The 21,273-nt window shown below is 65.7% G+C and carries 23 protein-coding genes; 13 read left to right on the forward strand and 10 right to left on the reverse strand.

The genetic code is table 11. The features are described 5' to 3' along the window. Positions 1–22 precede the first annotated feature (22 nt). Together AXW83_RS01600 and AXW83_RS01605 are read left to right on the forward strand one after the other, a co-directional pair. The gene (locus AXW83_RS01600; RefSeq protein ID WP_066610024.1) at positions 23–379 is read left to right on the forward strand and encodes a type II toxin-antitoxin system RelE/ParE family toxin; all 357 of its coding nucleotides are present in this window, start codon (positions 23–25) and stop codon (positions 377–379) included. Between the two features lies 1 nt (position 380). Beyond that, positions 381–671: a helix-turn-helix domain-containing protein gene (locus AXW83_RS01605; RefSeq protein ID WP_066610025.1), complete on the forward strand. Its 291-nt coding sequence runs from the start codon at positions 381–383 to the stop codon at positions 669–671. Between the two features lie 201 nt (positions 672–872). Here AXW83_RS01605 and AXW83_RS01610 read toward each other — a convergent pair whose 3' ends face one another. Next, positions 873–1,751, reverse strand: a complete 879-nt coding sequence (locus AXW83_RS01610) for a hypothetical protein (RefSeq protein WP_066610028.1) — start codon at positions 1,749–1,751, stop codon at positions 873–875. 294 nt (positions 1,752–2,045) lie between these two features. On the opposite strand from AXW83_RS01610, the gene AXW83_RS01615 reads away from it, so the two are divergent. From AXW83_RS01615 to AXW83_RS26345, 6 genes are all read left to right on the forward strand, one after another. After that, positions 2,046–3,191 carry an ABC transporter permease gene (locus tag AXW83_RS01615; RefSeq protein WP_066610030.1) on the forward strand — a complete coding sequence of 382 codons (1,146 nt, stop codon included), beginning with the start codon at positions 2,046–2,048 and terminating at the stop codon, positions 3,189–3,191. A gap of 145 nt (positions 3,192–3,336) precedes the next feature. Next, the gene (locus tag AXW83_RS01620; RefSeq protein ID WP_236841905.1) at positions 3,337–4,044 is read left to right on the forward strand and encodes an ABC transporter ATP-binding protein; all 708 of its coding nucleotides are present in this window, start codon (positions 3,337–3,339) and stop codon (positions 4,042–4,044) included. 18 nt (positions 4,045–4,062) lie between these two features. Further along, positions 4,063–5,469, forward strand: coding sequence for an MlaD family protein (locus tag AXW83_RS01625; RefSeq protein ID WP_066610035.1), 1,407 nt, complete (start codon positions 4,063–4,065; stop codon positions 5,467–5,469). A gap of 4 nt (positions 5,470–5,473) precedes the next feature. Continuing rightward, the gene (locus AXW83_RS01630; protein ID WP_066610037.1) at positions 5,474–6,073 is read left to right on the forward strand and encodes an ABC-type transport auxiliary lipoprotein family protein; all 600 of its coding nucleotides are present in this window, start codon (positions 5,474–5,476) and stop codon (positions 6,071–6,073) included. 90 nt (positions 6,074–6,163) lie between these two features. Beyond that, complete coding sequence (locus AXW83_RS01635; RefSeq protein WP_066610039.1) at positions 6,164–6,607, forward strand: MerR family transcriptional regulator; 444 nt, start codon at positions 6,164–6,166, stop codon at positions 6,605–6,607. Continuing rightward, positions 6,528–6,929: a carboxymuconolactone decarboxylase family protein gene (locus AXW83_RS26345; protein WP_082766888.1), complete on the forward strand. Its 402-nt coding sequence runs from the start codon at positions 6,528–6,530 to the stop codon at positions 6,927–6,929. The genes AXW83_RS01635 and AXW83_RS26345 overlap by 80 nt, the downstream gene beginning before the upstream one ends. A 73-nt stretch (positions 6,930–7,002) precedes the next feature. On the opposite strand, the gene AXW83_RS01645 is transcribed toward AXW83_RS26345, so the two are convergent. Then, a complete protein-coding gene (locus tag AXW83_RS01645) occupies positions 7,003–12,795 on the reverse strand; it encodes an apolipoprotein A-IV repeat region-like domain-containing protein (RefSeq protein ID WP_066610043.1) in 5,793 nt (1,930 codons plus the stop codon). 271 nt (positions 12,796–13,066) lie between these two features. Here AXW83_RS01645 and AXW83_RS01650 point away from each other — a divergent pair, with 271 nt between their 5' ends. The 3 genes from AXW83_RS01650 to AXW83_RS01660 all read left to right on the forward strand — a co-directional run bounded on the left by AXW83_RS01650 (position 13,067) and on the right by AXW83_RS01660 (position 14,452). Next, positions 13,067–13,405 carry an Hpt domain-containing protein gene (locus tag AXW83_RS01650; protein WP_066610044.1) on the forward strand — a complete coding sequence of 113 codons (339 nt, stop codon included), beginning with the start codon at positions 13,067–13,069 and terminating at the stop codon, positions 13,403–13,405. 74 nt (positions 13,406–13,479) lie between these two features. Continuing rightward, positions 13,480–13,800 (forward strand): 2Fe-2S iron-sulfur cluster-binding protein, encoded by a 321-nt coding sequence (locus AXW83_RS01655; RefSeq protein WP_066610046.1) that lies wholly within the window; start codon positions 13,480–13,482, stop codon positions 13,798–13,800. A 229-nt stretch (positions 13,801–14,029) separates the two neighbouring features. After that, a complete protein-coding gene (locus AXW83_RS01660) occupies positions 14,030–14,452 on the forward strand; it encodes a universal stress protein (protein ID WP_066610048.1) in 423 nt (140 codons plus the stop codon). 5 nt (positions 14,453–14,457) lie between these two features. On the opposite strand, the gene AXW83_RS01665 is transcribed toward AXW83_RS01660, so the two are convergent. Then, complete coding sequence (locus tag AXW83_RS01665; RefSeq protein ID WP_066610051.1) at positions 14,458–15,057, reverse strand: hypothetical protein; 600 nt, start codon at positions 15,055–15,057, stop codon at positions 14,458–14,460. 30 nt (positions 15,058–15,087) lie between these two features. Here AXW83_RS01665 and AXW83_RS01670 point away from each other — a divergent pair, with 30 nt between their 5' ends. Beyond that, positions 15,088–15,558 (forward strand): nuclear transport factor 2 family protein, encoded by a 471-nt coding sequence (locus AXW83_RS01670; protein ID WP_156639681.1) that lies wholly within the window; start codon positions 15,088–15,090, stop codon positions 15,556–15,558. Positions 15,559–15,583: 25 nt separating this feature from the next. Here the strand turns inward: AXW83_RS01670 and AXW83_RS01675 are convergent, their stop codons facing one another. From AXW83_RS01675 to AXW83_RS01685, 3 genes are all read right to left on the reverse strand, one after another. Next, the gene (locus tag AXW83_RS01675) at positions 15,584–15,856 is read right to left on the reverse strand and encodes a BrnA antitoxin family protein (protein ID WP_066610055.1); all 273 of its coding nucleotides are present in this window, start codon (positions 15,854–15,856) and stop codon (positions 15,584–15,586) included. 34 nt (positions 15,857–15,890) lie between these two features. Further along, positions 15,891–17,066 (reverse strand): vWA domain-containing protein, encoded by a 1,176-nt coding sequence (locus AXW83_RS01680; protein WP_066610057.1) that lies wholly within the window; start codon positions 17,064–17,066, stop codon positions 15,891–15,893. A gap of 80 nt (positions 17,067–17,146) precedes the next feature. Next, positions 17,147–17,419, reverse strand: a complete 273-nt coding sequence (locus tag AXW83_RS01685; protein WP_066619631.1) for an HU family DNA-binding protein — start codon at positions 17,417–17,419, stop codon at positions 17,147–17,149. A 287-nt stretch (positions 17,420–17,706) separates the two neighbouring features. Here AXW83_RS01685 and AXW83_RS01690 point away from each other — a divergent pair, with 287 nt between their 5' ends. Further along, positions 17,707–18,954 carry a flavin-dependent oxidoreductase gene (locus AXW83_RS01690; RefSeq protein ID WP_066610059.1) on the forward strand — a complete coding sequence of 416 codons (1,248 nt, stop codon included), beginning with the start codon at positions 17,707–17,709 and terminating at the stop codon, positions 18,952–18,954. A 9-nt stretch (positions 18,955–18,963) separates the two neighbouring features. On the opposite strand, the gene AXW83_RS01695 is transcribed toward AXW83_RS01690, so the two are convergent. The 4 genes from AXW83_RS01695 to AXW83_RS01710 form a co-directional block, all read right to left on the reverse strand. Then, positions 18,964–19,329 (reverse strand): PilZ domain-containing protein, encoded by a 366-nt coding sequence (locus AXW83_RS01695; RefSeq protein WP_066610061.1) that lies wholly within the window; start codon positions 19,327–19,329, stop codon positions 18,964–18,966. Between the two features lie 170 nt (positions 19,330–19,499). Further along, positions 19,500–19,820 (reverse strand): PilZ domain-containing protein, encoded by a 321-nt coding sequence (locus AXW83_RS01700; RefSeq protein WP_066610063.1) that lies wholly within the window; start codon positions 19,818–19,820, stop codon positions 19,500–19,502. Positions 19,821–19,939: 119 nt separating this feature from the next. Then, positions 19,940–20,398, reverse strand: a complete 459-nt coding sequence (locus AXW83_RS01705; RefSeq protein WP_066610066.1) for a cupin domain-containing protein — start codon at positions 20,396–20,398, stop codon at positions 19,940–19,942. A gap of 15 nt (positions 20,399–20,413) precedes the next feature. After that, the gene (locus AXW83_RS01710; RefSeq protein WP_066610067.1) at positions 20,414–21,112 is read right to left on the reverse strand and encodes an ABC transporter ATP-binding protein; all 699 of its coding nucleotides are present in this window, start codon (positions 21,110–21,112) and stop codon (positions 20,414–20,416) included. Positions 21,113–21,273 lie beyond the last annotated feature (161 nt).

The raw sequence follows: 21,273 nt of genomic DNA on the forward strand, positions 1-21,273 counted from the left end.
GCATTGCCGTATATTGTCATCCATGCAGACCGTCCTGTTGACATCCGTTTTCGAACGGCAGGCCAAAGCGGCTGGTTTGGGTGAGGAGGAGATTCAGGACGTTGCCGTAGCGATCGCGAGCGATCCCCTCGGGGGTGATCTGATGGCCGGGACCGGCGGTGCCCGTAAGATGCGACACGCCGGTCGCGGCGAGGGCAAGAGTGGCGGATACCGCACGATCCATTACTTTGGCGGGGACGATGTGCCTCTCTTCCTCCTCGCGCTGATCGACAAGGGGAAAAAAGCCAATCTGACCAAGGCCGAACGCAACAATCTTGCCAAAACCTTGCCGAAGATTGCCGAGGCCTACCGGCAGACGATGAAGACAGGAGAGCGATGACATGGCGACGTTCGGCCAGGATCTGATCGAAAGCGCCAGCGAAGCACTGGCGATGGCTCGTGGTGAGAAGAAGCCCGCCAGGACGATCGCGGTCGAGATCGTCGACGTTGTGGCTATTCGCAAGAGGCTGGGGCTGTCGCAGGATGCCTTTGCCCGAAAGTTTGGCCTGAGTGCCGCAACATTGCGCGATTGGGAGCAGGGCCGCCGGAGCATGGATCGCACCGCGCGGGCTCTGCTGAAGGTGATCGATCAGGCTCCCGAGGTGGTCGAACGAGCCTTGAAGGTCGCTTGAGCCCCTTTTGTTTTTGACCCCCCTAACGGTCGAATTCCAGTCAATCGGCAGCCAGATACAAACGTCCCGGCGAAACCGCGTCACATCCGCGAGCGCCTGAACGAGATCATCGCCTTACCTGAGGCAGCGAGCGTGATGATCGCCAATCCCGCGGACCGCTCGACCCGCCAAGATGGTGCGCTTGCTCCCCGAACGGCCCGATCAGGCGAAATAGGCGAGCTTCTCGGCCGGTGGCAGCATGTCGATGGCGCGCAGGCCCGCCTCCGAAGTTTCGGCGGGCTTGGCGGGGTCGGCCGGGAGCGGGCTGCCGATCTCGCTGAAGACGATGTCGTCGGCCAGCGCCTTCATGGTGCCCATCTTGCGGTCGGCGCTGCTCTTGGCAGCACTCGGTCGCTCGCCAGGTACGATCGACGAAGAACGGCTATCGATCTCGACGATATCGATGTCCTCGTAGCTGCTGAGCGGTGCAGCCTCCCGCAGGTTGAGGAACAGGTCGGGCGAGGGGACGATCTCGGCGTCGCCGATGATCGGCTCGGGAGGCGCGTCTGCAATGGCGCGCAGGCTGCTGTCGAGCATTGCGACGGTGTCGGCGATCTTGCCGATCTGCAAGCCGGCCCCCTCGATAATCGCGGTTGCAGCATAGATCTCGGTGGCGCTGCGATCGAGCGCGTCGCAGAATTCCTCGCTCGATCCCGCTTCGCGCAGGCCCCAGGAGGCCTCCTGGACATGTTCTGTCGCAGCCACGATGCTGGCCGATGCCGCTTCGATCCGTGCTGCAAGGCCCGAGGCCGGTTCGCCGGCCTTGCCGCTGACCCGCTCGAGATCGACTCGCAGATCGACGATGAGGGCGGCGGCCTCACGCAGGCCGGGTTCGTTCGTGGCGGTTGCCTGTTGGGACGCGGCCCCCACGGCCCGCTCGATCCGGCTGATCGCACCCAGCAGCTGGGTCGTATCGGCCTGGCGGTTTCGCCGGGCATATTCGGCCATGAACCAGCGCCCGCGCGACGTTTCCATCACGGCGGCCGCGATGACCTCGTAGTCCGCTTCGCTCAGCGGGGTCAGCGAACGCGCTTCGCTCATGCCTGTCTGCCCTGGATGGCCAGACGAATCGAATGCCCCCGGCCGTGATGCACCGTGTTGATCCTGTTCCGAACTGATTAAGGAAGTGCTGCAAGCGCCGATACGCGGCCGAAAAGGGCATCTTCCGGGTTACAAATCTTCGATGGACGAGCTGGAACTCCGCCTTGCTTGCAAAGCGTGGTCGCCCCGGCGATATAGACGCAAGGGGTAGGAACCGGGCGCATCGGCCGGCGTTTTGCAACGGTCGGGTCGCGACTTGACCTTTTGGCCGCGCGGGAAAGATCACGGACTGCCATGGCGAGCCCCGACACCGCCGAACCGCAAGCGGTCTTCCTTGACGATGCGGGCACGCTTGCCGTGACGCTTGCCGGCTCGTGGAGCGCCGACCGTGGCCCGCGTGTCGAACAGCTGATCGAGGAGATCGGCGAGCGCGTCGGCAAGGTGTCGCGTGCGACGCTCGACCTTTCCGCCGTCGCGCGGCTCGATACTCTGGGCGCCTTTGTACTCAATCGTCTCAAGGCCGACCGCGAGACGCAAGGGGGCGCCGTCGAGATCGTCAGCAGCCGGCCCGAACATGCGGTCCTGCTTGCCGAGATCGGAGTCCGCGACCACGAGGTCCCGCAACCGGCCGCTCATTTCGGCGTCGTCAGCGTGCTGGTCGATATCGGCGCCTCGGTGGTGAGCTTCGGGCGCGACATGGTCGCCGGTGCGATGTTCCTGGGCGAGGTGGTGGTCGGGGCGGCCGGCGTCATGCTCGGCCCGCGTCGGTTTCGCGGACCCTCCCTGATCAACCAGATCGAGCTGATCGCCTTCAATGGCGCCCCCATCATCATGCTGATCTCGTTTCTGGTCGGCTGTATCGTCGCCCAGCAGGGCATCTTCCAGCTCCAGCAGTTCGGCGCCACGGTCTTCGTCGTCAATCTGACCGGCATTCTGGTCCTGCGCGAACTCTCCGTGCTGCTGACCTCGATCATGATCGCCGGCCGGTCCGGCTCGGCCTTCACGGCGGAGATCGGCTCGATGAAGATGCGCGAAGAGATCGATGCGCTGCGGGTGATGGGGCTCGACCCGATCGAGGTGCTGGTCGTGCCACGCATTTTGGCGCTGGTGATCTCGCTGCCGATCCTGACCTTCCTGTCGTCGATGTCGGGCCTGACGGGCGCGGCTCTCGTCGCCTGGCTCTATGGCGGCATCGGCATCGACACCTTTCTGGCGCGCCTCCAGTCGGTCATCACCTGGAAGCATTTCGCAGCCGGCCTCATCAAAGCCCCTTTCATGGCCTTCGTCATCGGCCTGATCGCCTCCATCGAGGGCCTGGCGGTCAAGGGCTCGGCAGAATCGCTCGGCCGTCAGGTCACGGCCTCGGTGGTCAAGGCGATCTTCATGGTCATCGTGGTCGATGGCCTCTTTGCCATGTTTTTTGCATCCATCGCGTTTTGAGGATCGTAATCCGATCATGAGCGACACAATGGCCCTGGAGCCCGGCCAGACGCTCCGCGACCAAACCGGCCATGACCAGGCGGCCGATCCCGAAATCGTGATCCGTGTGCGCGACCTCAAGGTCGCCTTCGGCGACAAGGTCATCATGGAGGGGCTCGACCTTGACGTGATGCGGGGCGAGATCCTGGGCTTCGTCGGCGGTTCGGGCACCGGCAAATCGGTGCTGACCCGCACCATCCTCGGCCTCGTCCGCAAGGCCCGCGGCACGATCGAACTGCTGGGCGAGGACGTCGACGCACTCGATCAGGCCCAGCGCCGTGCCATGGAGCGACGCTTCGGCGTGATGTTCCAGCATGGCGCGCTGTTCTCGGCGCTCAGCGTCAAGCAGAACATCCAGGTGCCAATGCGCGAATATCTTGAGCTCTCGCCCAAGCTGCTCGACGAGATGGCGATGGTGAAGCTCGATCTCGTCGGTCTCAAACCCGATTCCGCCGAGAAATCGCCCTCCGAACTCTCCGGCGGCATGATCAAGCGCGCGGCGCTCGCCCGCGCGCTGGCGCTCGATCCCGAGATCGTCTTTCTCGACGAGCCGACCTCGGGGCTCGATCCGATCGGCGCCGCCGAGTTCGACGAACTGATCATGACCCTCAAGCAGACTTTGGGCCTGACCGTCTTCATGGTAACCCACGATCTCGACAGCCTCTATTCCGCCTGCGACCGCATCGCAGCTTTGGCGGACAAGAAGGTGATCGCGGTCGGACCGCTCGCCACTATGCTGGCATCCGATCATCCCTGGCTGAAAGCCTATTTCGGCGGCGAGCGGGCTCGCGCCCGGCTTGCGTCGGACAAGTAAGGACGAAGCGTTTCGACGATGGAATCGCGTGCGAATTATGCGCTGGTCGGATTGTTCACGCTCGCCGTCCTGGCGGCGATGTTCGGCTTCGTCTACTGGTTCAACAGCGGCGGCGCCGGCAGCAAGCTGAATGTGCGCGTCATCTTCAGCGGCACCGTCACGGGGCTCGGACGCGGCTCGAGCGTGCTCTTCAACGGCCTGCGTGTCGGCGAGGTCTCCACGATCCAGCTTCAGCCGGACGATCCGCGCCGCATCTATGCCGTGATTTCGGTCGATGGCACCACCCCGCTCAAGGTTGATACGCGCGCCCGCATCGAGGCGCAGGGCCTTGCCGGCGTCGTCGCCGTGCAGCTTCTGGGTGGCGAGCCGGACGCGCCTGCGCTGGTGGCGCAGCCAGGCCAGTCCATGCCGGTCATCGTCGCCGAGCGCTCCGAGTTCCAGGATATCCTGGAGACCGTTCGTACCATCGCCAAGCGCGCCGACGAGATGCTGGGCAGCGTCGAGGGGCTGGTCAAGGAGAACGCCGGCTCGATCAGCAACACCGTGCGCAATGTCGAGAAGTTCTCGGCCGCCCTCGGCGACAATTCCGATGGCGTCGATAAGCTGATGCGCAGCGCCGGCGTGATCGCAGAGACGATCGCGCCGCTCTCGCAGAAGCTCGGTGCGCTGAGCGAGGACCTGTCGGGGGTCGTGCGCGCGATCGATCAGAAGAAGATCACCAGCACGCTCGACAACGTCGAGAAATTCACCGCTTCGCTCGGCAATTCCAGCGAGGATGTCACCAGGACGGTGCGTGAAGTCGCCTCGCTGAGCCAGAAGCTGAACGCGGCGATCGATTCGACCCAACTTTCCAACACCTTGAACAACGTCGATCGCTTCGTCGCCATCCTCGGCAATTCCGGCGAACTCGTCACCAATGCGATCCGCGATGCCGCCGCCGTTTCGGACCGTCTCAACCGGGCGCTGGACGGACCCAAGATCGCCAGCACGCTCGACAACATCGAGAAGTTCTCCGCGGCGCTGGGCGGCTCCAGCAACCAGGTCGGCAAGACGGTCGATAACGTTGCCTCGATCACAGACAAGCTCAACCGCGCCGCCGATCAGGTCGAGGGTGTGCTGAAGGGCGCGCAGGCTTTCCTGAACTCCGCCGCGGGCGAGGAAGGGAAGGGCGCGCTTGCCGAGGTCAGCAACGCGGCCCAGTCGATCCGCGTGCTCGCCGACAATCTCGACAAGCGCACCGCCGAAATCACCGCTGGGATCAACCGCTTCACCGGTCCGGGCCTGCGCGATATCGAGACGCTCGCCACCGACGGCCGGCGCACCCTGACCGATCTGACCCGGACCCTGCGCAATCTCGAGCGCAACCCCCAACAATTCATCTTCGGCGGCAAGCCGCCGCTTCCCCAGTACAACGGATCACGCTGACGCCATGACGATGTCGTTCCCGACCGGACGTCCGCGTCCCGCCCGCCTGTTCGCCATGCCTTTGCTGTTTGCCGGCGCCGTGCTGCTCGCAGGCTGCAGCGGCCCGACGCCCACGACCTATGATCTTTCGGCCCCGCGCGATTTCGGCCGGGTCGGTGGCGGCGCGGCGCTCGTCGTGGCCGAACCGACGACCGTCCAGACGCTCGATTCCGACCGCGTGATCGTCAAGGATTCGTCTGGCGCGCTCTCCTTCGCCGGCGGCGCTCAGTGGGCCGACCGTGTTCCCAAGCTCGTCCAGACCCGTCTGATCCAGACCTTCGAGAACGGCAGCCGGCTCGGCTCGGTGGCAAGGCCGGGCGAGCGCATCGTGCCGGAGCTGCAGCTCAACACCGATATCCGCGCTTTCAACATCGACACCGCAACCGGTTCCGCGGTCGTCGAGATCACGGCAAAACTGGTCGGAGACCGCACCGGCCGCGTCCAGCGCGCCCGCCTCTTCACCGCCTGCGTGCCCGCCACGGCCGGCGACGGCGGCGCGGCCGCCCAGGCACTCGACAGGGCGCTCTCGCAGGTCCTCGTAGAGATCGTGCGCTGGGTGCGGTGAAGCCAGCGCCGTCGATCTTGATTTTAGCTCTTGACCTGGAGTGCGCTCGAACCGGTAACTGTCCTTGCGTCGAAACCGAGAGAGGCCGTCATGAAGATCGGCGAACTCGCCAAGCGCAGCGGATTGAGCGTTTACACAATTCGCTATTACGAGCGGATCGGGCTTCTGCCCTATGCCGACCGTGACGACGCAAAGCAGCGCAACTACGATCCGTCGATCCTGGTCTGGATCGAATTCCTGGACCGTCTGAAGACGACGGGCATGCCGATCAGGGACATGCTTCGTTACGGGAAGCTGCGCGCGCAGGGCGATTCGACGAGTAGCCAGCGCCAAGAACTGCTGGAAGCGCATCGTGACGTCGTCAGCGCCCGCATCGCCAGTCTCCAGGACAGCCTCTCCGTGCTCGATGCCAAGATCGCCGGTTATGGCGACGCAGAACGGAGACTTTCAGGCCATGCTTTATCAACACCCACGACCAATCCCGGCATCCCGCTTCGAGCGCGGCCGGCAGGCACTCTCCGAGATCGACGGTAATGGCGGGGAGGCCGTTGCCGCGGCACTATCCGACATTGCTCCCGACTTTGCCCGCTACCTGATCGAGTTTCCATTCGGCGACATCTATTCGCGCCCAGGTCTCGATTTGAGAGCGCGCGAGATCGCCACCATCGCCGCATTGGCTGCGCTCGGCAATGCCGCGCCGCAGCTCAAGATCCATATTCAGGCTGGCCTCAATATTGGGCTTAGCCGCGACGAGATCGTTGAAATTCTCATGCAGATGGCCGTCTACGCCGGATTCCCTGCTGCCCTGAACGGCCTCTTTGCCGCAAAAGAAGTGTTTGCAGGCGAAATCGCTTGAACGCAGGTGGCGCTTCAAAAAGGGAAGGTCGCCCATAAGGGCGACCTTTTTTCAACCCGACTTTGGATGAGGCCTACTCGAACCGCCCGCTCGCATGGGCCAGCATCGTATAGACCTTGCCGGTCTCCGAGGTCAGGTAGGTCTTGGCCACCATCGAGTCGCGATCGTCCTTGGCCGCTTCGGCGAGCAGGCGCTCGAACTCGTCGATATAACGGTCGACCGTCTCCTTGAACTCGGCGTCGCGGCGGTATTTGCGCCGGATTTCGTCGAAGGTCTGCTGGCCCTGCAACGTGTAGAGGCGGCGCGTGAAGACGTTGCGCTCGCCGCGCTTGTAGCGGTCCCACAGCTCGACGGCCGCGTCATGGTCGATCATCCGGGCGATGTCGACCGAAAGTGAATCGAGCTTCTCGATCGAATGCGCCGTCGGCTTGGGGGTCTCCGCGGCACGCTCGTCGCGCGAGGCGCGGTTCAGCAGGTCCGACAGCCAGCCGGCCTTCGCCGGGGGCTGCGGCTCGGTCGGTCCGTTGCGGCGCGGCGCTTCGGGGGTCAGGCGGGCGGCCGGAGGGGCAGGCGGCGCGGATGGGCGGAACTCGACGCGCGGCAGCTCCGTCACCGTCTCGGCCACAGGGCTCCGCTCGGGTTCGGCACGCTCGGGCGTCGCATCGATGGTCGGGCGCAGCAGCGGCGCGGGCGCGCTCGGCGCCGGTGCCTGCGTCACCGCCGTGACATAGGCCGGGCCGGACTGGATCACTGCGGCCGCGGCTGGCTGGCTGCGGGCCTGGTTCGGCTTGGAGACGTCCGAACTGCGGCCTGAGCGCGTCACGATCTCGGTCAGCTCGTTCAACGCCTTGATCTGCTCGGAGACGACGCGCCGCATCGCGGCGGTCGATTCCTGCGTCTCGCGCGGCAGTTCGAGCACGCCGCGCTTCAGCTCGGCGCGTGTCGCCTCCAGCTCCTGCTGGATGTCGGCCGAAACCGCGCGCATGTCCTGCGCGGCGCTCTGGAAGCGCTCCGTCACCTTGGCGAGTTCGCTGCCGACCTCGCTGGTCACCTGCTCATAGGCCGAGCGTAGCGCATGGGCCGTCCGCTCGCGCTCCTTGCCGGTGGCGGTGCGGATCAGCTCGAACTGCTGCGACAGCGCGCCCGTCGTCGCCTCGGCCGAGTCGCTGAGGACGCCGCCGATCTGGCGGGCCCGCGCTTCGGCGGAACTGAGCGATTCGTCGATCATGGCCGCGAAGGAGCGGGTGATCGATTCGACATCGTCGGTTCGGTTGGAGATCAGCCCGTGCAACTGCTCGAGCGAGTCCTTGCGCTCCGCCAGCGCCTTGCCGACGCGGGCCTCGACCTGCTCGAGCCGCGAGGCGGCGGCGTGCAAGGCTGCCGTACTGGCTTGCGTCGTTTCGCCGAGCGAGGTGCCCTGAGTATCGAGCTGCGTCGCCAGCTCGACGGTCTGGCGCAGCGTGCCCTCGGAGAACGCCTTCAACTGCTCGATCTGGCCGACGACCTGCAGCGAGGCCTTGCTCGCTTCGGCCATGACGGTCGACAGCACGGTCTGCAATTCGCCGACCCGCGTCGAGAGCCCGCCCTCGATCGCGACGAGGTTCTTGTTCGCGCCGGTCACGATCTGCTGCATCAGCTGGTTGGCCTCGCCGAGGCGCCCGAGCATGCCGCCCAGCTCGCCGCGAAGCTTCTCGTTGGTGTCGACCAGCGCATCGACCGACTGGCGCGTTCCCGCTTCCAGCGTCTGGCGCAAGCCATTCGACGAGCTGTCGAGCGCGGTGGTGATCTGCCCGCCGCTTTCGCGCAGGCCCTCGATGATCGAAGATCCGCGGCTTTCGATGGCACGCACGACCGTCTCGCCGACGGTAGCGACCTCGTTGGCGATGGCCTCGCCGCGCTGACCGAGTGCGGCGACCATGCTGCCGCCCTTGTCGTCGAAGAGGGCCTGCAATTCGGCGGTGCGGGCACTGAGCGTGGCGGCGATGGCCTGTCCGCGTTGGCCGAGAGCAGCGACGATGCCGTTGCCCTTCTCGTCGAAGAGCGCGCGCAGTTCCTCGGTGCGAACGCCGAGTGCGGCGGCGATCGTCTCGCCGCTCTGCCCCAGGGCCGTGACGACGCCGCTCCCCTGCGCGTCGAAGAGCGCCCGCAACTCCTCCGTCCGGACACCGAGCGCAGCGGCGATCGCGTCTCCGCGCTGGCCGAGCGCGGCCACCATGCTGCCGCCCTTTTCGTCGAAGAGAGCGCGCAATTCGGCGGTGCGCGTGCCGAGCGCCAGCGCGATCGCTTCCGAGCGGTTCTCCAGCGAATCCGCGATCTCCTGGCCGCGCAGGTCGAGCGTGCCCGACACGGTGTCGAGCCGGTTGACGACGCGCTCCTCGAAGCGCGCGACGCTCTGGTCGAGCGTGTCGGCGATCTGGAGCGCCCGCCCGCCCAGCGTGGTGTTGATCGCGTCTGCCTTGTCGGACAGCGTGCGCGTCAACGCCTCGCTCTTGGAGGTCACGACCTCGCCGATCTCGTCGGCCTTGGCCGCGAGCGCGCGGGTGACCTCGCGACCGCCTTCGGCCAGAACGCGGGCGATATCGACCGTGCGCTCGACCAGCGCTTCGTTGAGCGCCGTGGCACGCGATCCAAGGTTGCCGTCGATGCGGTCGATCAGCCCATCCAGCGAATTGGCGATCTCGGCGCTCTTGGCGCCGGAGCGCTCCTCGAAGATCTTGATCTGGCTTTCCATCGCGGCAGCGGCTTCCGCCGTGCGCGACCTGAGGATCTCGACGGCCTCGTTCGAGCGGGCCCCGACATTGTCGGCGAGCGCCTTGCCTTCCTCGCCGAAGAGTCGCTCGACCTGCGCAAGGCGGGTGGTGACGGTGTCGGCGAAGTGATGCGCGTCGGCCGAGAGGCGCGAGACCAGCGTGCCGCCCTGGTTGACCAGGATGTCCTCGAAAGCCGCGAGACGCAGCCCGAGATTGGTCTCGATTTCCCGGCCCTGGGTATCGAACAGCGCGTTCAGCGCGTCATGGCGGCTGGCCAGGCTCTCGCTCAGCGCCTGCGCGCGGGTCTCGACCGAGCGCAGCATCGACTCGGCGTTGGCAGCCAGCGCCTCGTTGACGCGGCCGCCCTGCTGCGTCAGGGCAAGCACGATTTCCTTGCCGGTGCCGGCCAGGTTGATGCGGGCGTCCTCGGCATGGATGGTGAAGGTGTCGCGCAGCTCCTGCGTCGCCTCGGCGACGCGGTCGGCGACATGCCGGCCGTCGACATTGATCGTTTCGGTGAGGATGCGGGTGGCGTCCGTCATCCGACGCGCCAGATCCTCGCTCTGCTCTCCGAGCAGGGTGTGGACGTCGCGGCCGGTGGCGACGAGATCGCGGACCATGGTCTCGCGCTGCTCGCCGAGCAGTATCTGGACGTCGCGCCCGGTGCTGACGAGGTCACGGACCATGATCTCGCGCTGGCCGCCGAGCAGGGCGTGCACGTCGCGCCCGGTTCCGGAAAGGTCACGGACCAGGGTCTCGCGCTGCTCGCCCAGCAGTGCGCCGACCTGTTCGCCGGTTTCGCCGAGCCTTGTGATGAAGCCGCTATGCTGCTGTTCGAGCGTGCTGCGCGCGGTATCGACCGCGGTCGCCACCTGGGCGGCCAGCGCATCTCCCTGCGCGGCGATCTTGCCCTGGACAGCCTCGCCGGTCTCGGAGAGCTGCGCGATCAATGCGCCGCTGCGTTCCGCCAGCAGGCCATGCACCGAGCGGCCGACATCCGACACGCGGCTCACCAGCGCCTGACTTTGGCCGGTGAGCAGGTCCTGCATCTCGAGCCCGGCCTGCGAGACCTTCACCGTCATCGCACCGGTCTGCTCCTCCAGCAGGCCGGCGACCTTGGTGCCGGTCTCCGAAAGGCTGGTGACAAGGGCATCGCGCTGCGCGCCGATCAGCCCCTCGACATCCGTGCTTGCCGCCCGCAGGCGCTCGACCAGCTGCTCGCCCTGCTTGCCGACCGCGCCTTCGACATCCTGTCCGGCTCCGGCAATCCGTGAAACCAGCTTCTCGGCCTGCTGGTCGAGCAGGACATGCACGGTTTCGCCGGTCTCGGAGAGGCGGGTCACAAGATTGCTCGCCTGCTCGGAAAACAGCCCATGGACCGTCGCACCGACATCGGTGATGCGCGTCGTCAGGTCCTCGCCATGGCGCTGCACCGTCTCGCCCAGCGTTCTGCTGGCCTCGTCGAACCGCAGCACGATCGAATCGCCGCGCTCGCGCAACACATCCTCGACGCTGCGCGTCGTCTCGCTCAGGCGCGCGACGAGCGTCTCGCCCTGGCTTCCGATCTGCGTGTTCACGCTGTTGCCGACTTCGAGCAGGCGCGAGGCGATCAACTCGTTCTGGCGGTTCAGCAGGCCGCTGACGCCGCGCCCGACCTCGGTGAGCCGTGTAGTGACGCTCTCGCCTTCCTCCGCCAGGGCGCCGCGCAAGGTCTCGCCTGTCTCGGCGAGGCGAATGCGCAGGGCCTCACTCTGGCCTTCGATCAGCTCGACCATGGCGCGGCTGCTGGTCTCGAAGCGCTCGGACACGGTCGCGCCGCGGGCGGAAATTTCCTGTGCCAGGCTTTCGCCCGTCAGCCTCAGGGTCTCGTTGACCGTCTCGACGCGCGCCGTCAGCGTGTCGGCGACCTGGGTGCCGGTCTCGCTGATCGCGCGCGTGACGTCGCGGGCTCCGGTCGTCAGGCCCTCGGTCAGCACGGCGCCCGTGCGCTCCAGCGAGGCCGAGATTTCCCTGGCGCGGCCGTCGAGCAGCGCCGACAAATTGTCGCTCGCACCAGATAGCCGCTCGCTGACGTCGCCCGAGGTGCTCTGCAAGCGCTCGACCAGATCGTTGCCGCGGCCGCTGATCTCGTCGATCATGCGCTCGCCGGCCCGTCCCAAAGCGAGCGTGATCTGGTCGCCCTTTTCACCGAGCGACCCGGTTACCCGGTCGCCGGCCTGCGAGACCGCATCGGCGATCGTCCGGCTGGCGTTTTCGAGATCCTTGGACAGGTTCTCATGCGCGCCGCTGATCGCGAACTTCACACGCTCGGCATTGCCGACGACAGCCTCGCGCTGCGTCACCAGTTCGTCGATCAGCGAACGCAGGCGGATTTCATTGTCGGCATAGGCGCGCTCCAGCGTCGCGATCTCGCCACGCACGATGGTCTCCAGCTCGCCCGCGCGGGCCACCGCGCGCTCGATGCCGTCGCCCATCGCCGCGACCTCGCGGCGGATGGTCTGGCTCAGCGAGAGAACCGAATCGGTGCCGACCACCTCCGGCTCCGCCAGCCGCAGCGCGACCTCCGTCATCGCACGGGCGACAAGTCGCATCTCCTGCGTACGGCGATAGAGCGCCGCCAGAACGAAGAAGAACACCACCGGTGCCCCGACCGCGATCGCGAGCAGCGCCCATTCGCCGAGTCCAAAGCCTGCCAGACCTTGCGGCATACCGCCTGAGAACGAGCCGAAGCGGCCCACGACGGCGAAGGCGGCGCCTGCGAGCCAGGCGACCGATGCGAACGCCGCGAGCCAGTAGGGTTTGGCAGAAGGTCGCGCCGAGAAGGCCTGGACCAAAGAGCTGGAATCGCGGCGGTCGTCATTGGCGACACGGCTCTTGTCGGGAGCGATGGCAGGACGCGGCTTTGGCTGCGGCGCGGCGACCGTCTCCTGCGCCATCACCGGCTCGACCCGCGGCAGGTCGAATTTAAGGTCGGTGTCGGACGTCGAAGGCAGTTTCGGCTCGTCGGCGAGCGTGATCTCGTCGGGGCTCTTGCCCGGCTGATCCAGCCGCAAGGCTTCCTCGATCGCGGACATGGCCGCCTCGGTCGGATCCTGGAGCCTGCTTTGCCGTGTCATGATCGCCGCCTCACCACGCTACTGTCGACAGACGCAACAACAATGCCGTGCCTTATGCCGCCGGTCGGGCCGCCTCTGACCCGGACATGACGAGGACACTGCGCCCATCATTTACTGATTGGAAGGGTAGTGGACCCCACGGATGATGGGAACCCGTTTGCCTGCATGATTCACAAACGTCGTTAACGCCTCATTCACCATGATCGCGCTTCTTAAGCGGTCAGAGTGCTGGCGCAAGGTTCGGCCCAGCCATCACTGCTACGAGCGTCCAATGCCCCAGACAGCCATCGATCTCGTCCATCTCGCCCGCCAGACCGGCGGCGATCACGCTCTGGAGCGGGAGCTTCTGGCTCTTTTCGCCCAGCAATGCGTGCGGCATTTGCGCACGATCCACGCCGGCGCGGACGCCAAGGCGAAAATGGACGCCGCCCATACGTTGAAAGGCGCCGCCCAGGCGATCGGGGCCTGGCAGGTCGCCGACGCTGCCGACGCGATCGAGCGGCATCTCGCCGAGCCCGATCCGCGCCGCGTCGAGACCGCGATGGATTCGCTTGCACTGGCGGCGGCCGAGGCGCGCGCCGCGATCTCGCGCTTCGACAGCGCTGCGTGAGGGCGAAAAGCGCTTTCCCCCTGGCCTGGAAATCATCTAAACGGAGCGCGTCTCAAGGCCGGCCGGAGTTCACGATGCCCCAGATCACCTTCATCGACGCGCAGGGCACGAGCCGAACCGTCGAGGGCGAGACCGGCTCCACGGTCATGGAAGTCGCCGTGCGCAACGCCGTCCCGGGCATCGAGGCCGAATGCGGCGGCGCCTGCGCCTGCGCCACTTGCCATGTCTATGTCGATGACACCTGGGCCGCCAAAACCGGTGCCGCCGAGTCGATGGAGGAGGACATGCTCGATTTCGCCTTCGACGTCCGCCCGACCTCGCGCCTCTCTTGCCAGATCCGGGTGCGCGACGAACTCGATGGGCTGATCGTCAGGACGCCCGCGCGCCAGGGCTGACGCCGCCTTCTGCAGCCAGCCCCGCCGCGCGACAGCACCATCCCTCCCGCGGCCCATCGCGGGTCGCCGTTGCCGCAGGCAGGTGAGCGAAACCCTCACACGTCTCTGGCCGACGGGAGCTGCCTCAATTCAGGCGCGCCTTAGGCGCTAATTTCGTCGGGCTTGCGCTGATCGATGGCATGTGCCGCGGGATCGGGCGAAGATCGATCGACTGCACCGGGAGGATGCCATGTACAAATCGATTCTGATCCCCGTCGATCTCGCCGAAGCCGATCTGGCCAAACCCGCGATCGATGCGGCGGTGGGCCTGGCCGACATCTCCGGCGGTTCGATCCGGCTGGCTTATGTCCGCTCGCTGGTGCCGGTCACCTATATGGAGTTCGTGCCGGCCGGTTTCGATTCCGAGCAGCAGGACGACGCCGAGGCCAAGCTCGCCGCCATCGCAGCCAAAATTCCGCTGCCCGAGGAGCGGGTCTCGGCAAAAGTGCTGATCGGCTCCGTCCATGGCGAGATTCTCGCCGAGGCCGACGCGCATGGCGCCGACCTGATCGTGATCGGCTCGCACGAGCCCGGGATGCTCGCCTATGTGATCGGCTCGAACGCCTCGGCTATCGTGCGGCGGGCGAAATGCTCGGTGCTGGTGGTGCGGTAGGCCGTTCAGGCCGATATACGCCCCGGCACCAGATCGTCGGGCACTGCGCCATGTGCCAGTTCGCGCGGGCGGTTGAGCTTTACCATCGGCCAGACCTGCCAGAACGAGGCGGCTGCCAGCGCCAGGCCGAGAAAGCCGGCGGTGTTCGCGCCCTGGAGAAAGGCGCGCACCGTGAAGAAAGCCAGCATGGCGGTGGAAAGTCCCCCGACCAGCGCGAGTGCCAGCCATAACGGATAGGGCTTGCCCCTGACGAAACGGACGCTGGGATTGGCGCGGGCTATGCAGGCCGAAAGCGCCGTGACGAAGGCATGGTAGCGGGCATCGTCGTGGTCGAGGTCGGTCAGCGAGCGCCAGGACAGGTTACCGAATGTGACCACCTTGCCGTCGCTGAGCCGCAATTGGGTCTTGAAGCCTTTCGTGCTGATATTGCTGGGCGCATAGATGAAGCGCACCTGCTCGACCGCCGAAAGCCTGACCCGCTCGACCTTCCGCGTCGTGTCGATCTCCAGCGCATCGCCGTCGAGCCTGTAGGCGATCTCGAAGCCGATCGGGCGCGGCCGTTGGCGCCAGGACGGGGGAGGGGTGTCGTCGGGTTCTAACTGCATCGCGGCGAGCCTTAGCGACTCGCCTTGCACTTGTCTCTGGCCATCGAAGCCGCAATTGCTTTGTTCAGTCATGGTGGTCGAGGCGAGACAATGATGAGCGAACGGAAAGATGCTGGCGCGGAAGCTGATGCCCTACTGACCTTGCTCAGAATGCAGGAGGAAGAGCTTCTCGCCGCAGATCAGCGCGCATCACCAGAGAAGGTCACTGAATTGCTGGCCGATGATTTCATCGAGTTCGCGCGATCCGGCGGCATCCATGATCGCGACCAGACGATAGCTGCGCTTGCCAGGGAACGGACGAAACACGTCAGGAAGGCGTCTGATTTTCGGGTGAGCCTGCTTGGGGAAGGCGTTGCTCTTCTGACCTATCGCTCAACACGGCAATCACCCCTGGATTTGGAGGAACAGCACTCGCTGCGGAGTTCGGTCTGGGTGCGCGTTCAGGGGCGCTGGCGGATGCGATTTCCCAGGGCACGCCGAGCCGTTAGCCGGTGGTGGTGATTGGGAGCGCGATGCTATTTGCTGTTCACCCCTTGGATGCCTCCATCTTTTCCGCAAGCCAAATCTTGATCAGAGACTGGTAGGTGACATCGCGCTGGTTCGCCGCGATCTTGATCCCGTCCAGCAGAGAATTTGGCAGCCGAATGGAGATCAAGGTCGAAGATGGCTTCAGGTTCGGGAACCGGACTCGGACAGCCTTGGTCCAGTCGACATAGTCGGTGGAATCATGCGTCGTCCAGAACGTGCGTTCCTCCGCCTCGGTCTGAAAGGTCGGGATCGGCTTAAGCGTTTTGCCCATATACCTAAGCTCCCTGCGGGGCCTGTACGTCTCGCTACCGCGCCAGCACCTTCATCGCCCCATCCAGCCCGTCCAGCGTCAGCGGGAACATGCGTCCACCCATCAGGGAGCCGATCTGGCGGATCGACTGGGTGTAGCTCCACAGATGCTGCTCCACCGGGTTGAGCCAGACCGATTTTGGGAAGCGCCCGGTCAGCCGCTCCATCCAGACCGAGCCCGCCTCCTCGTTCCAGTGCTCGACCGAGCCGCCCGGCATCGCGATCTCATAGGGGCTCATCGAGGCGTCGCCGACGAAGACCGCGCGATAATCCGCCGGATAGGTTCGCAGTAGCTCGAAGGTCGGGATGACCTGGTCGTGCCGGCGGCGGTTCTCGCGCCAGACCCGCTCATAAGGGCAGTTGTGGAAGTAGAAATGTTCGAAATGCTTGAATTCGGCCCGCGCCGCCGAAAACAGCTCTTCGGCCAGTTCGACGTGCCAGTCCATCGAGCCGCCGACGTCGAGAAACAGCAGCACCTTGACGGCGTTGCGCCGCTCGGGCCGCAGCTTCACGTCGAGATAGCCGTGCCGCGCCGTCTCCGAGATCGTACTGTCGAGGTCGAGTTCCTCGGCGGCGCCGGTGCGGGCGAATTTGCGCAGGCGGCGCAGGGCGATGCGAAGATTGCGCACGCCGAGTTCGCGCGTGTCGTCGAAATCCCCGAACTCGCGCTTGTCCCAGACCTTCACCGCGCGGAAATTGCGATTTCCGTCCTGGCCGATGCGCACGCCTTCGGGATTGTAGCCATAGGCGCCGTAGGGCGAGGTGCCGGCGGTGCCGATCCATTTCGAGCCGCCCTGATGCCGGCCCTTCTGCTCTTCGAGGCGCTGTTTCAGCGTCTCCCAGAGCTTGTCCCAGCCCAGCGCCTGGAGTTGCGCCTTTTCCTCATCGCTCAGATATTTCTCGGCGAGCTTGCGCAGCCATTCCTCCGGAATGCCGGCCTGCTCGATCGCCTGCTGAAGCGTCTCCATGCCCTTGAAAACCTGGGCGAAGACGGTGTCGAAGCGGTCGAGATGCCGCTCGTCCTTCACCAGGCAGGTGCGCGCCAGATAGTAGAACTCGTCGACGCGGTGCTCGGCAAGGTCGGCCTCGACCCCTTCGAGCAGGGCCAGATACTCCCGCAGCGTGACGGGAACCTTGGCGGCGCGCAGATCGGTGAAAAGGCGGAGGAACATCGCCTTACTGTGAGGGCTCCGGTGCCGCGGTCAAGCAGCACCGGCGCAAAGGCCGGATGCTGCCCGACGAGCGTCCGCGCTTACGCGACGGCTTCGGCGAGGTCCTTGGTGACCTTGAACTTCACGACCGTCTTGGCCGGAACCTTGATCATGGCACCGGTGGACGGGTTGCGGGCCTCGCGGGCATCGCGCTTGGCAGCCGATAGCTTGCCGACGCCGCCGAGCGTGACGTCGTCGCCGGCCTTCAGCGTCTTGGCGACGATCGCACCCAGCGAAGTCAGGATGGCCGAAACGTCGGTCTTGGACTTGCTGGTCTCTTCAGCAATGGCGGCAATCAATTCGTTCTTGGTCATGAAATCCTCCTTGAGAGGGTGTTGGGTCATGTATCTCGCGAGGCGCCGGGATTTGTGTATCCGACGATCGCTCGATCCGCGGGCACTCGAATCGCACCGCGCGGGGTTGCAGTTGACATGACGGTAATCAAAAGACGACTGCCATGGCGGTAGATACGCACAGAAATCGGCTTCGTTCCGGCTCCAGGGGACCAAAGCTCGCGAAAAGCCAGGCACTGGCGGGGCGATTGACAAAGTTCGATCGCTTATTTCAAGCTTAAAATAATTAGACGAGGGATGATTCCGGCATGAAGGCCATCATTGTCGGCGGTGGAATTGGCGGCTTGTCGCTGGCGCTGATGCTGCACGCGCGCGGCATCGCGGCGACGGTCTACGAACAGTCGGGCGAGCTCCGCGAGGTCGGCGTCGGCATCAACACGCTGCCGCACGCGATCAGGGAACTGGCCGAGCTCGGCCTTCTGCCGGCGCTCGATGCGGTCGCGATCCGGACCCGCGAGCTGATCTACATGAACCGCTTCGGCCAGACCGTCTGGCGCGAACCGCGCGGCCTGCATGCCGGAGCGCCGGTCCCGCAGTTCTCGATTCACCGCGGCAGGCTGCAGGGCGTGATCCGTGACGCCGTCGTCGAGCGGCTCGGATCAGGCGCGCTGCGCACCGGCCGACGCCTGCAGGGTTTTCTGCAGGATGAAGGCGGCGTCACCGCGCATTTCGCCGATTCCCGTCGCGGAGAGGCCGGCGAGACCGACCGGGCCGACATCCTGGTCGCCGCCGACGGCATCCATTCGGCCGTCCGCGCGCATTATTTCCCGCATCAGGGCCCGCCGCGCTGGAATGGCGTGCAGATGTGGCGCGGCGCCTGCGACTGGCCGCTCTTCCTCGACGGCGAGAGCATGATCATCGCCGGCGGCATGGCCGGCAAGCTCGTGCTTTACCCGATCGCGCCCGGATCGAGCCCGCAGACGCGCCTGACCAATTGGGTCGTCAACATCCGGACCGGCGATCCGGCAAAGCCGCCGCCGAAGGAGGCCTGGTCGAAGCCGGGCCGGCTCGAGGACGTGCTGCCCCATGCCCGCCGCTTCACCGTGCCGGGCGTCGATATTCTGGGCCTGATCCAGGCCTCGCCGGGCTTCTGGGACTATCCGATGTGCGACCGCGACCCGCTGCCGCGTTGGACCCATGGCCGGGTCACGCTGCTCGGCGACGCCGCCCATCCGATGTACCCGGTCGGTTCGAACGGCGCCTCGCAGGCGATCCTCGATGCGCGCTGCCTTGCCGATCTGCTGGTGGGGGCCGAGCATCCGCGCCATGCGCTGGCGGCCTATGAGGCGATCCGCTTGCCTGCGACTGCCGAGGTCGTGGCCATGAACCGCGTCGGCGGCCCCGAGCGCGTCATCGATGCGGTGGAGGCGCTGGCGCCAAACGGCTTCGATGATGTCGAGCGCGTGCTGAGCTATGCCAAGCGCGAGGCGATCGCGAAGGCCTATGCCGGCAAGGCCGGGTTTGCGAAGGATCAGTTGGCCGCGCAGAAGCGGTAGTGCTGCGTCTCAGCCTGCTTCGGTCAGTTGCCGGATCCGGTTCTTCAGCCGGGCATTGTCCTGCTCTGATTGCTTGAGCCGGCGCGCAATGTCGAGCGGTACGACCTCGCTCGCTTCTGCAGCAGCCTGCGCGAAGGCGATGCCGATGCGCTGGCCGTCGCGCCACTGCACGCGTGCCGGATAGCAGCGCTCGCGATGGAGGATTTCCAGCTCGAACGCATGGGGCAGGGCGACCGCATCGGAGAGCTGCAGCAGGGCGCCGTTATCCGAGAGATTGCGGACCATGCAGTCCAGCGTCGAGTTGTTCCTGTTGAAGCGGATATGGCCGCCCAGAAACGTGCGAAGGCGCGGAGAATTCCGGCGTTCAGTCATCATGTCGCGGCCCTCCGCTTGCTCCAGGCAGCTGCATTTTGCAACCTAGGCAACACTACACGCAACCTCCGAAGTTGTGCGGCTTTGTAGCCGTTAAGGTTACCTGACGAGCAGAGAAATGCGGGTCGTAGCGGACACCCGCCGATCTTCGATCCATATACAAGCCTTCGCGTTTATGCCGCCACCCGCGCCCGCAGCGCCCTGAAGGCAGCGAAATCGATTGGAGTGTTTGGTTCGCACTCCTCCTCCGTCATGAAGACGACGCCGACATCGTCGCCGCGCCGCCAGCACTGGCGCACGCGCAGGGTTTCGCCATCCCTCGCATCGACTTCGAAAACCGCCGGCAATTCGGTCCAGTCGGCCAGGCGGAGAAGGGCGCCGGTCTCGGACCGGTTGCGCAGCGTACAGGCGAAAATCGACTGGCGGCCGTTGAATACGATGCTCGCCCGCGAATGCAGCCGTTCGCGCCTGGTCTCACGACGGTCGATCATCATCGCACGGCTCCGTTGTCTCGGCCTGCCGTCAGATCCGCAGGCCTTGGTCCACGGTATCGTGCCTGAAAGCCGAAGGTCGCGCAGCCTTGAGTTTGCGTTAGGCTTAATCCGGTGGCGTCTCACGCCCCCTCGGGCGGCGGCGGCAGGAAGTCGACCTCGTGCTTCGCCGACAGGGCCACGACATCGGCCGGGTTCTGCTCGGCCATCGAGTGGATGCCCCAGAACAGGTCGTAAAGCCGCCCGGTGGGCGCGACCCAGAACAGGCACTTCACCGCCGCGTCGCTCTTGTTGAACAGCCCGTGCGGCACGTTGCGGGGCAGGCGGATCACATCGCCGGGCGAGGCAAAGCTCTCCTGCCCGTCGAGGACGAGATCGAGCCGGCCTTCCAGCATGTAGATAAACTCATCCTGGGTGGTGTGGATATGCGGCGGCACGAATGTGCCGGGCGGGAATGTCGCGTGCCAGGAAAACGAGTCGGCGCTCAGCGTTTTCGGCACATAGGTCTGGCCCAGGATGTTCCACGAGATGGCGTCGAGGCCCTCATTGGCCTTGGTGACTCCTGCTGTCAGCGGCTTCATGGTCGTTGTCCCTCGTCAGAAATGCAGGAAGCGGTCTTTGACCGCCGCGTCGCTGCGCAGATCATCGCTCGTGCCGCGCCAGACGACGCGGCCCTTCTCCAGCACCACATGCCGGTCGGCGATCTTCGCCAGCGCATCGACGTTCTTGTCGATGACGAGGATCGATTCGCCCTCGGCCTTGAGCGCCGCCAGGCACGACCAGATCTCCTGCCGGATGATCGGCGCAAGACCCTCGGTCGCCTCGTCGAGAATGATCAGCCGCGGATTGGTCATCAGCGCCCGGCCGATCGCCAGCATCTGCTGCTCGCCGCCCGAAAGCTGGTTGCCGCGATTGGCGCGCCGCTCCTTCAGCCGCGGAAAGAAATCGTAGATTCGGGCGATGTCCCAGCGCGCCTTGCCGAAACGGCTCGCGGCAGTCGCGATCAGGTTCTCCTCGACGCTCAGCGTCGGAAAGATCATCCGGCCTTCCGGCACGAGGCCGATCCCGGCCTGGGCGATGCGGAACGGGGGAGCACCCGTCAGGTCGCGTCCCGCCACGCTGACCTTGCCCGCCTTGGGCGGGATCAGCCCCATGATGGCGCGCACGGTCGTCGTCTTGCCCATGCCGTTGCGGCCGAGCAGCGTCACCACCTCGCCCTCGGCGATTGTGAGGTCGATCCCGAACAGGATCTGAGCCTCGCCATAGCCGGCTTCCAGCCCCTCGACGGTCAGCATGATGGAGCGTCCCGTTCCGTCATTCCGGGGCGGCCCGCAGGGCCGAACCCGGAACCCGCGACCGGGTGAGTCGGTCCGATGGCCTCACAAAGGGCGAGCCCGGTCGTGGGTTCCGGGTTCCTCGCTTCGCGAAGCCGCGGAATGACAAGGCTGGCGCTTCT

The sequence above is a fragment of the Bosea sp. PAMC 26642 genome (assembly GCF_001562255.1).
Lineage (GTDB): Bacteria > Pseudomonadota > Alphaproteobacteria > Rhizobiales > Beijerinckiaceae > Allobosea.

Excerpts from the sequence above, each read along its gene's own strand:
- AXW83_RS01600 (WP_066610024.1), top strand. The coding sequence starts at position 23 with ATGCAGACCGTCCTGTTGACATCCGTTTTCGAACGGCAGGCCAAAGCG.
- AXW83_RS01605 (WP_066610025.1), top strand. The coding sequence starts at position 381 with ATGGCGACGTTCGGCCAGGATCTGATCGAAAGCGCCAGCGAAGCACTG.
- AXW83_RS01610 (WP_066610028.1), bottom strand. The coding sequence starts at position 1,751 with ATGAGCGAAGCGCGTTCGCTGACCCCGCTGAGCGAAGCGGACTACGAG.
- AXW83_RS01615 (WP_066610030.1), top strand. The coding sequence starts at position 2,046 with ATGGCGAGCCCCGACACCGCCGAACCGCAAGCGGTCTTCCTTGACGAT.
- AXW83_RS01620 (WP_236841905.1), top strand. The coding sequence starts at position 3,337 with ATGGAGGGGCTCGACCTTGACGTGATGCGGGGCGAGATCCTGGGCTTC.
- AXW83_RS01625 (WP_066610035.1), top strand. The coding sequence starts at position 4,063 with ATGGAATCGCGTGCGAATTATGCGCTGGTCGGATTGTTCACGCTCGCC.
- AXW83_RS01630 (WP_066610037.1), top strand. The coding sequence starts at position 5,474 with ATGACGATGTCGTTCCCGACCGGACGTCCGCGTCCCGCCCGCCTGTTC.
- AXW83_RS01635 (WP_066610039.1), top strand. The coding sequence starts at position 6,164 with ATGAAGATCGGCGAACTCGCCAAGCGCAGCGGATTGAGCGTTTACACA.
- AXW83_RS26345 (WP_082766888.1), top strand. The coding sequence starts at position 6,528 with ATGCTTTATCAACACCCACGACCAATCCCGGCATCCCGCTTCGAGCGC.
- AXW83_RS01645 (WP_066610043.1), bottom strand. The coding sequence starts at position 12,795 with ATGACACGGCAAAGCAGGCTCCAGGATCCGACCGAGGCGGCCATGTCC.
- AXW83_RS01650 (WP_066610044.1), top strand. The coding sequence starts at position 13,067 with ATGCCCCAGACAGCCATCGATCTCGTCCATCTCGCCCGCCAGACCGGC.
- AXW83_RS01655 (WP_066610046.1), top strand. The coding sequence starts at position 13,480 with ATGCCCCAGATCACCTTCATCGACGCGCAGGGCACGAGCCGAACCGTC.
- AXW83_RS01660 (WP_066610048.1), top strand. The coding sequence starts at position 14,030 with ATGTACAAATCGATTCTGATCCCCGTCGATCTCGCCGAAGCCGATCTG.
- AXW83_RS01665 (WP_066610051.1), bottom strand. The coding sequence starts at position 15,057 with ATGCAGTTAGAACCCGACGACACCCCTCCCCCGTCCTGGCGCCAACGG.
- AXW83_RS01675 (WP_066610055.1), bottom strand. The coding sequence starts at position 15,856 with ATGGGCAAAACGCTTAAGCCGATCCCGACCTTTCAGACCGAGGCGGAG.
- AXW83_RS01680 (WP_066610057.1), bottom strand. The coding sequence starts at position 17,066 with ATGTTCCTCCGCCTTTTCACCGATCTGCGCGCCGCCAAGGTTCCCGTC.
- AXW83_RS01685 (WP_066619631.1), bottom strand. The coding sequence starts at position 17,419 with ATGACCAAGAACGAATTGATTGCCGCCATTGCTGAAGAGACCAGCAAG.
- AXW83_RS01690 (WP_066610059.1), top strand. The coding sequence starts at position 17,707 with ATGAAGGCCATCATTGTCGGCGGTGGAATTGGCGGCTTGTCGCTGGCG.
- AXW83_RS01695 (WP_066610061.1), bottom strand. The coding sequence starts at position 19,329 with ATGATGACTGAACGCCGGAATTCTCCGCGCCTTCGCACGTTTCTGGGC.
- AXW83_RS01700 (WP_066610063.1), bottom strand. The coding sequence starts at position 19,820 with ATGATGATCGACCGTCGTGAGACCAGGCGCGAACGGCTGCATTCGCGG.
- AXW83_RS01705 (WP_066610066.1), bottom strand. The coding sequence starts at position 20,398 with ATGAAGCCGCTGACAGCAGGAGTCACCAAGGCCAATGAGGGCCTCGAC.
- AXW83_RS01710 (WP_066610067.1), bottom strand. The coding sequence starts at position 21,112 with ATGCTGACCGTCGAGGGGCTGGAAGCCGGCTATGGCGAGGCTCAGATC.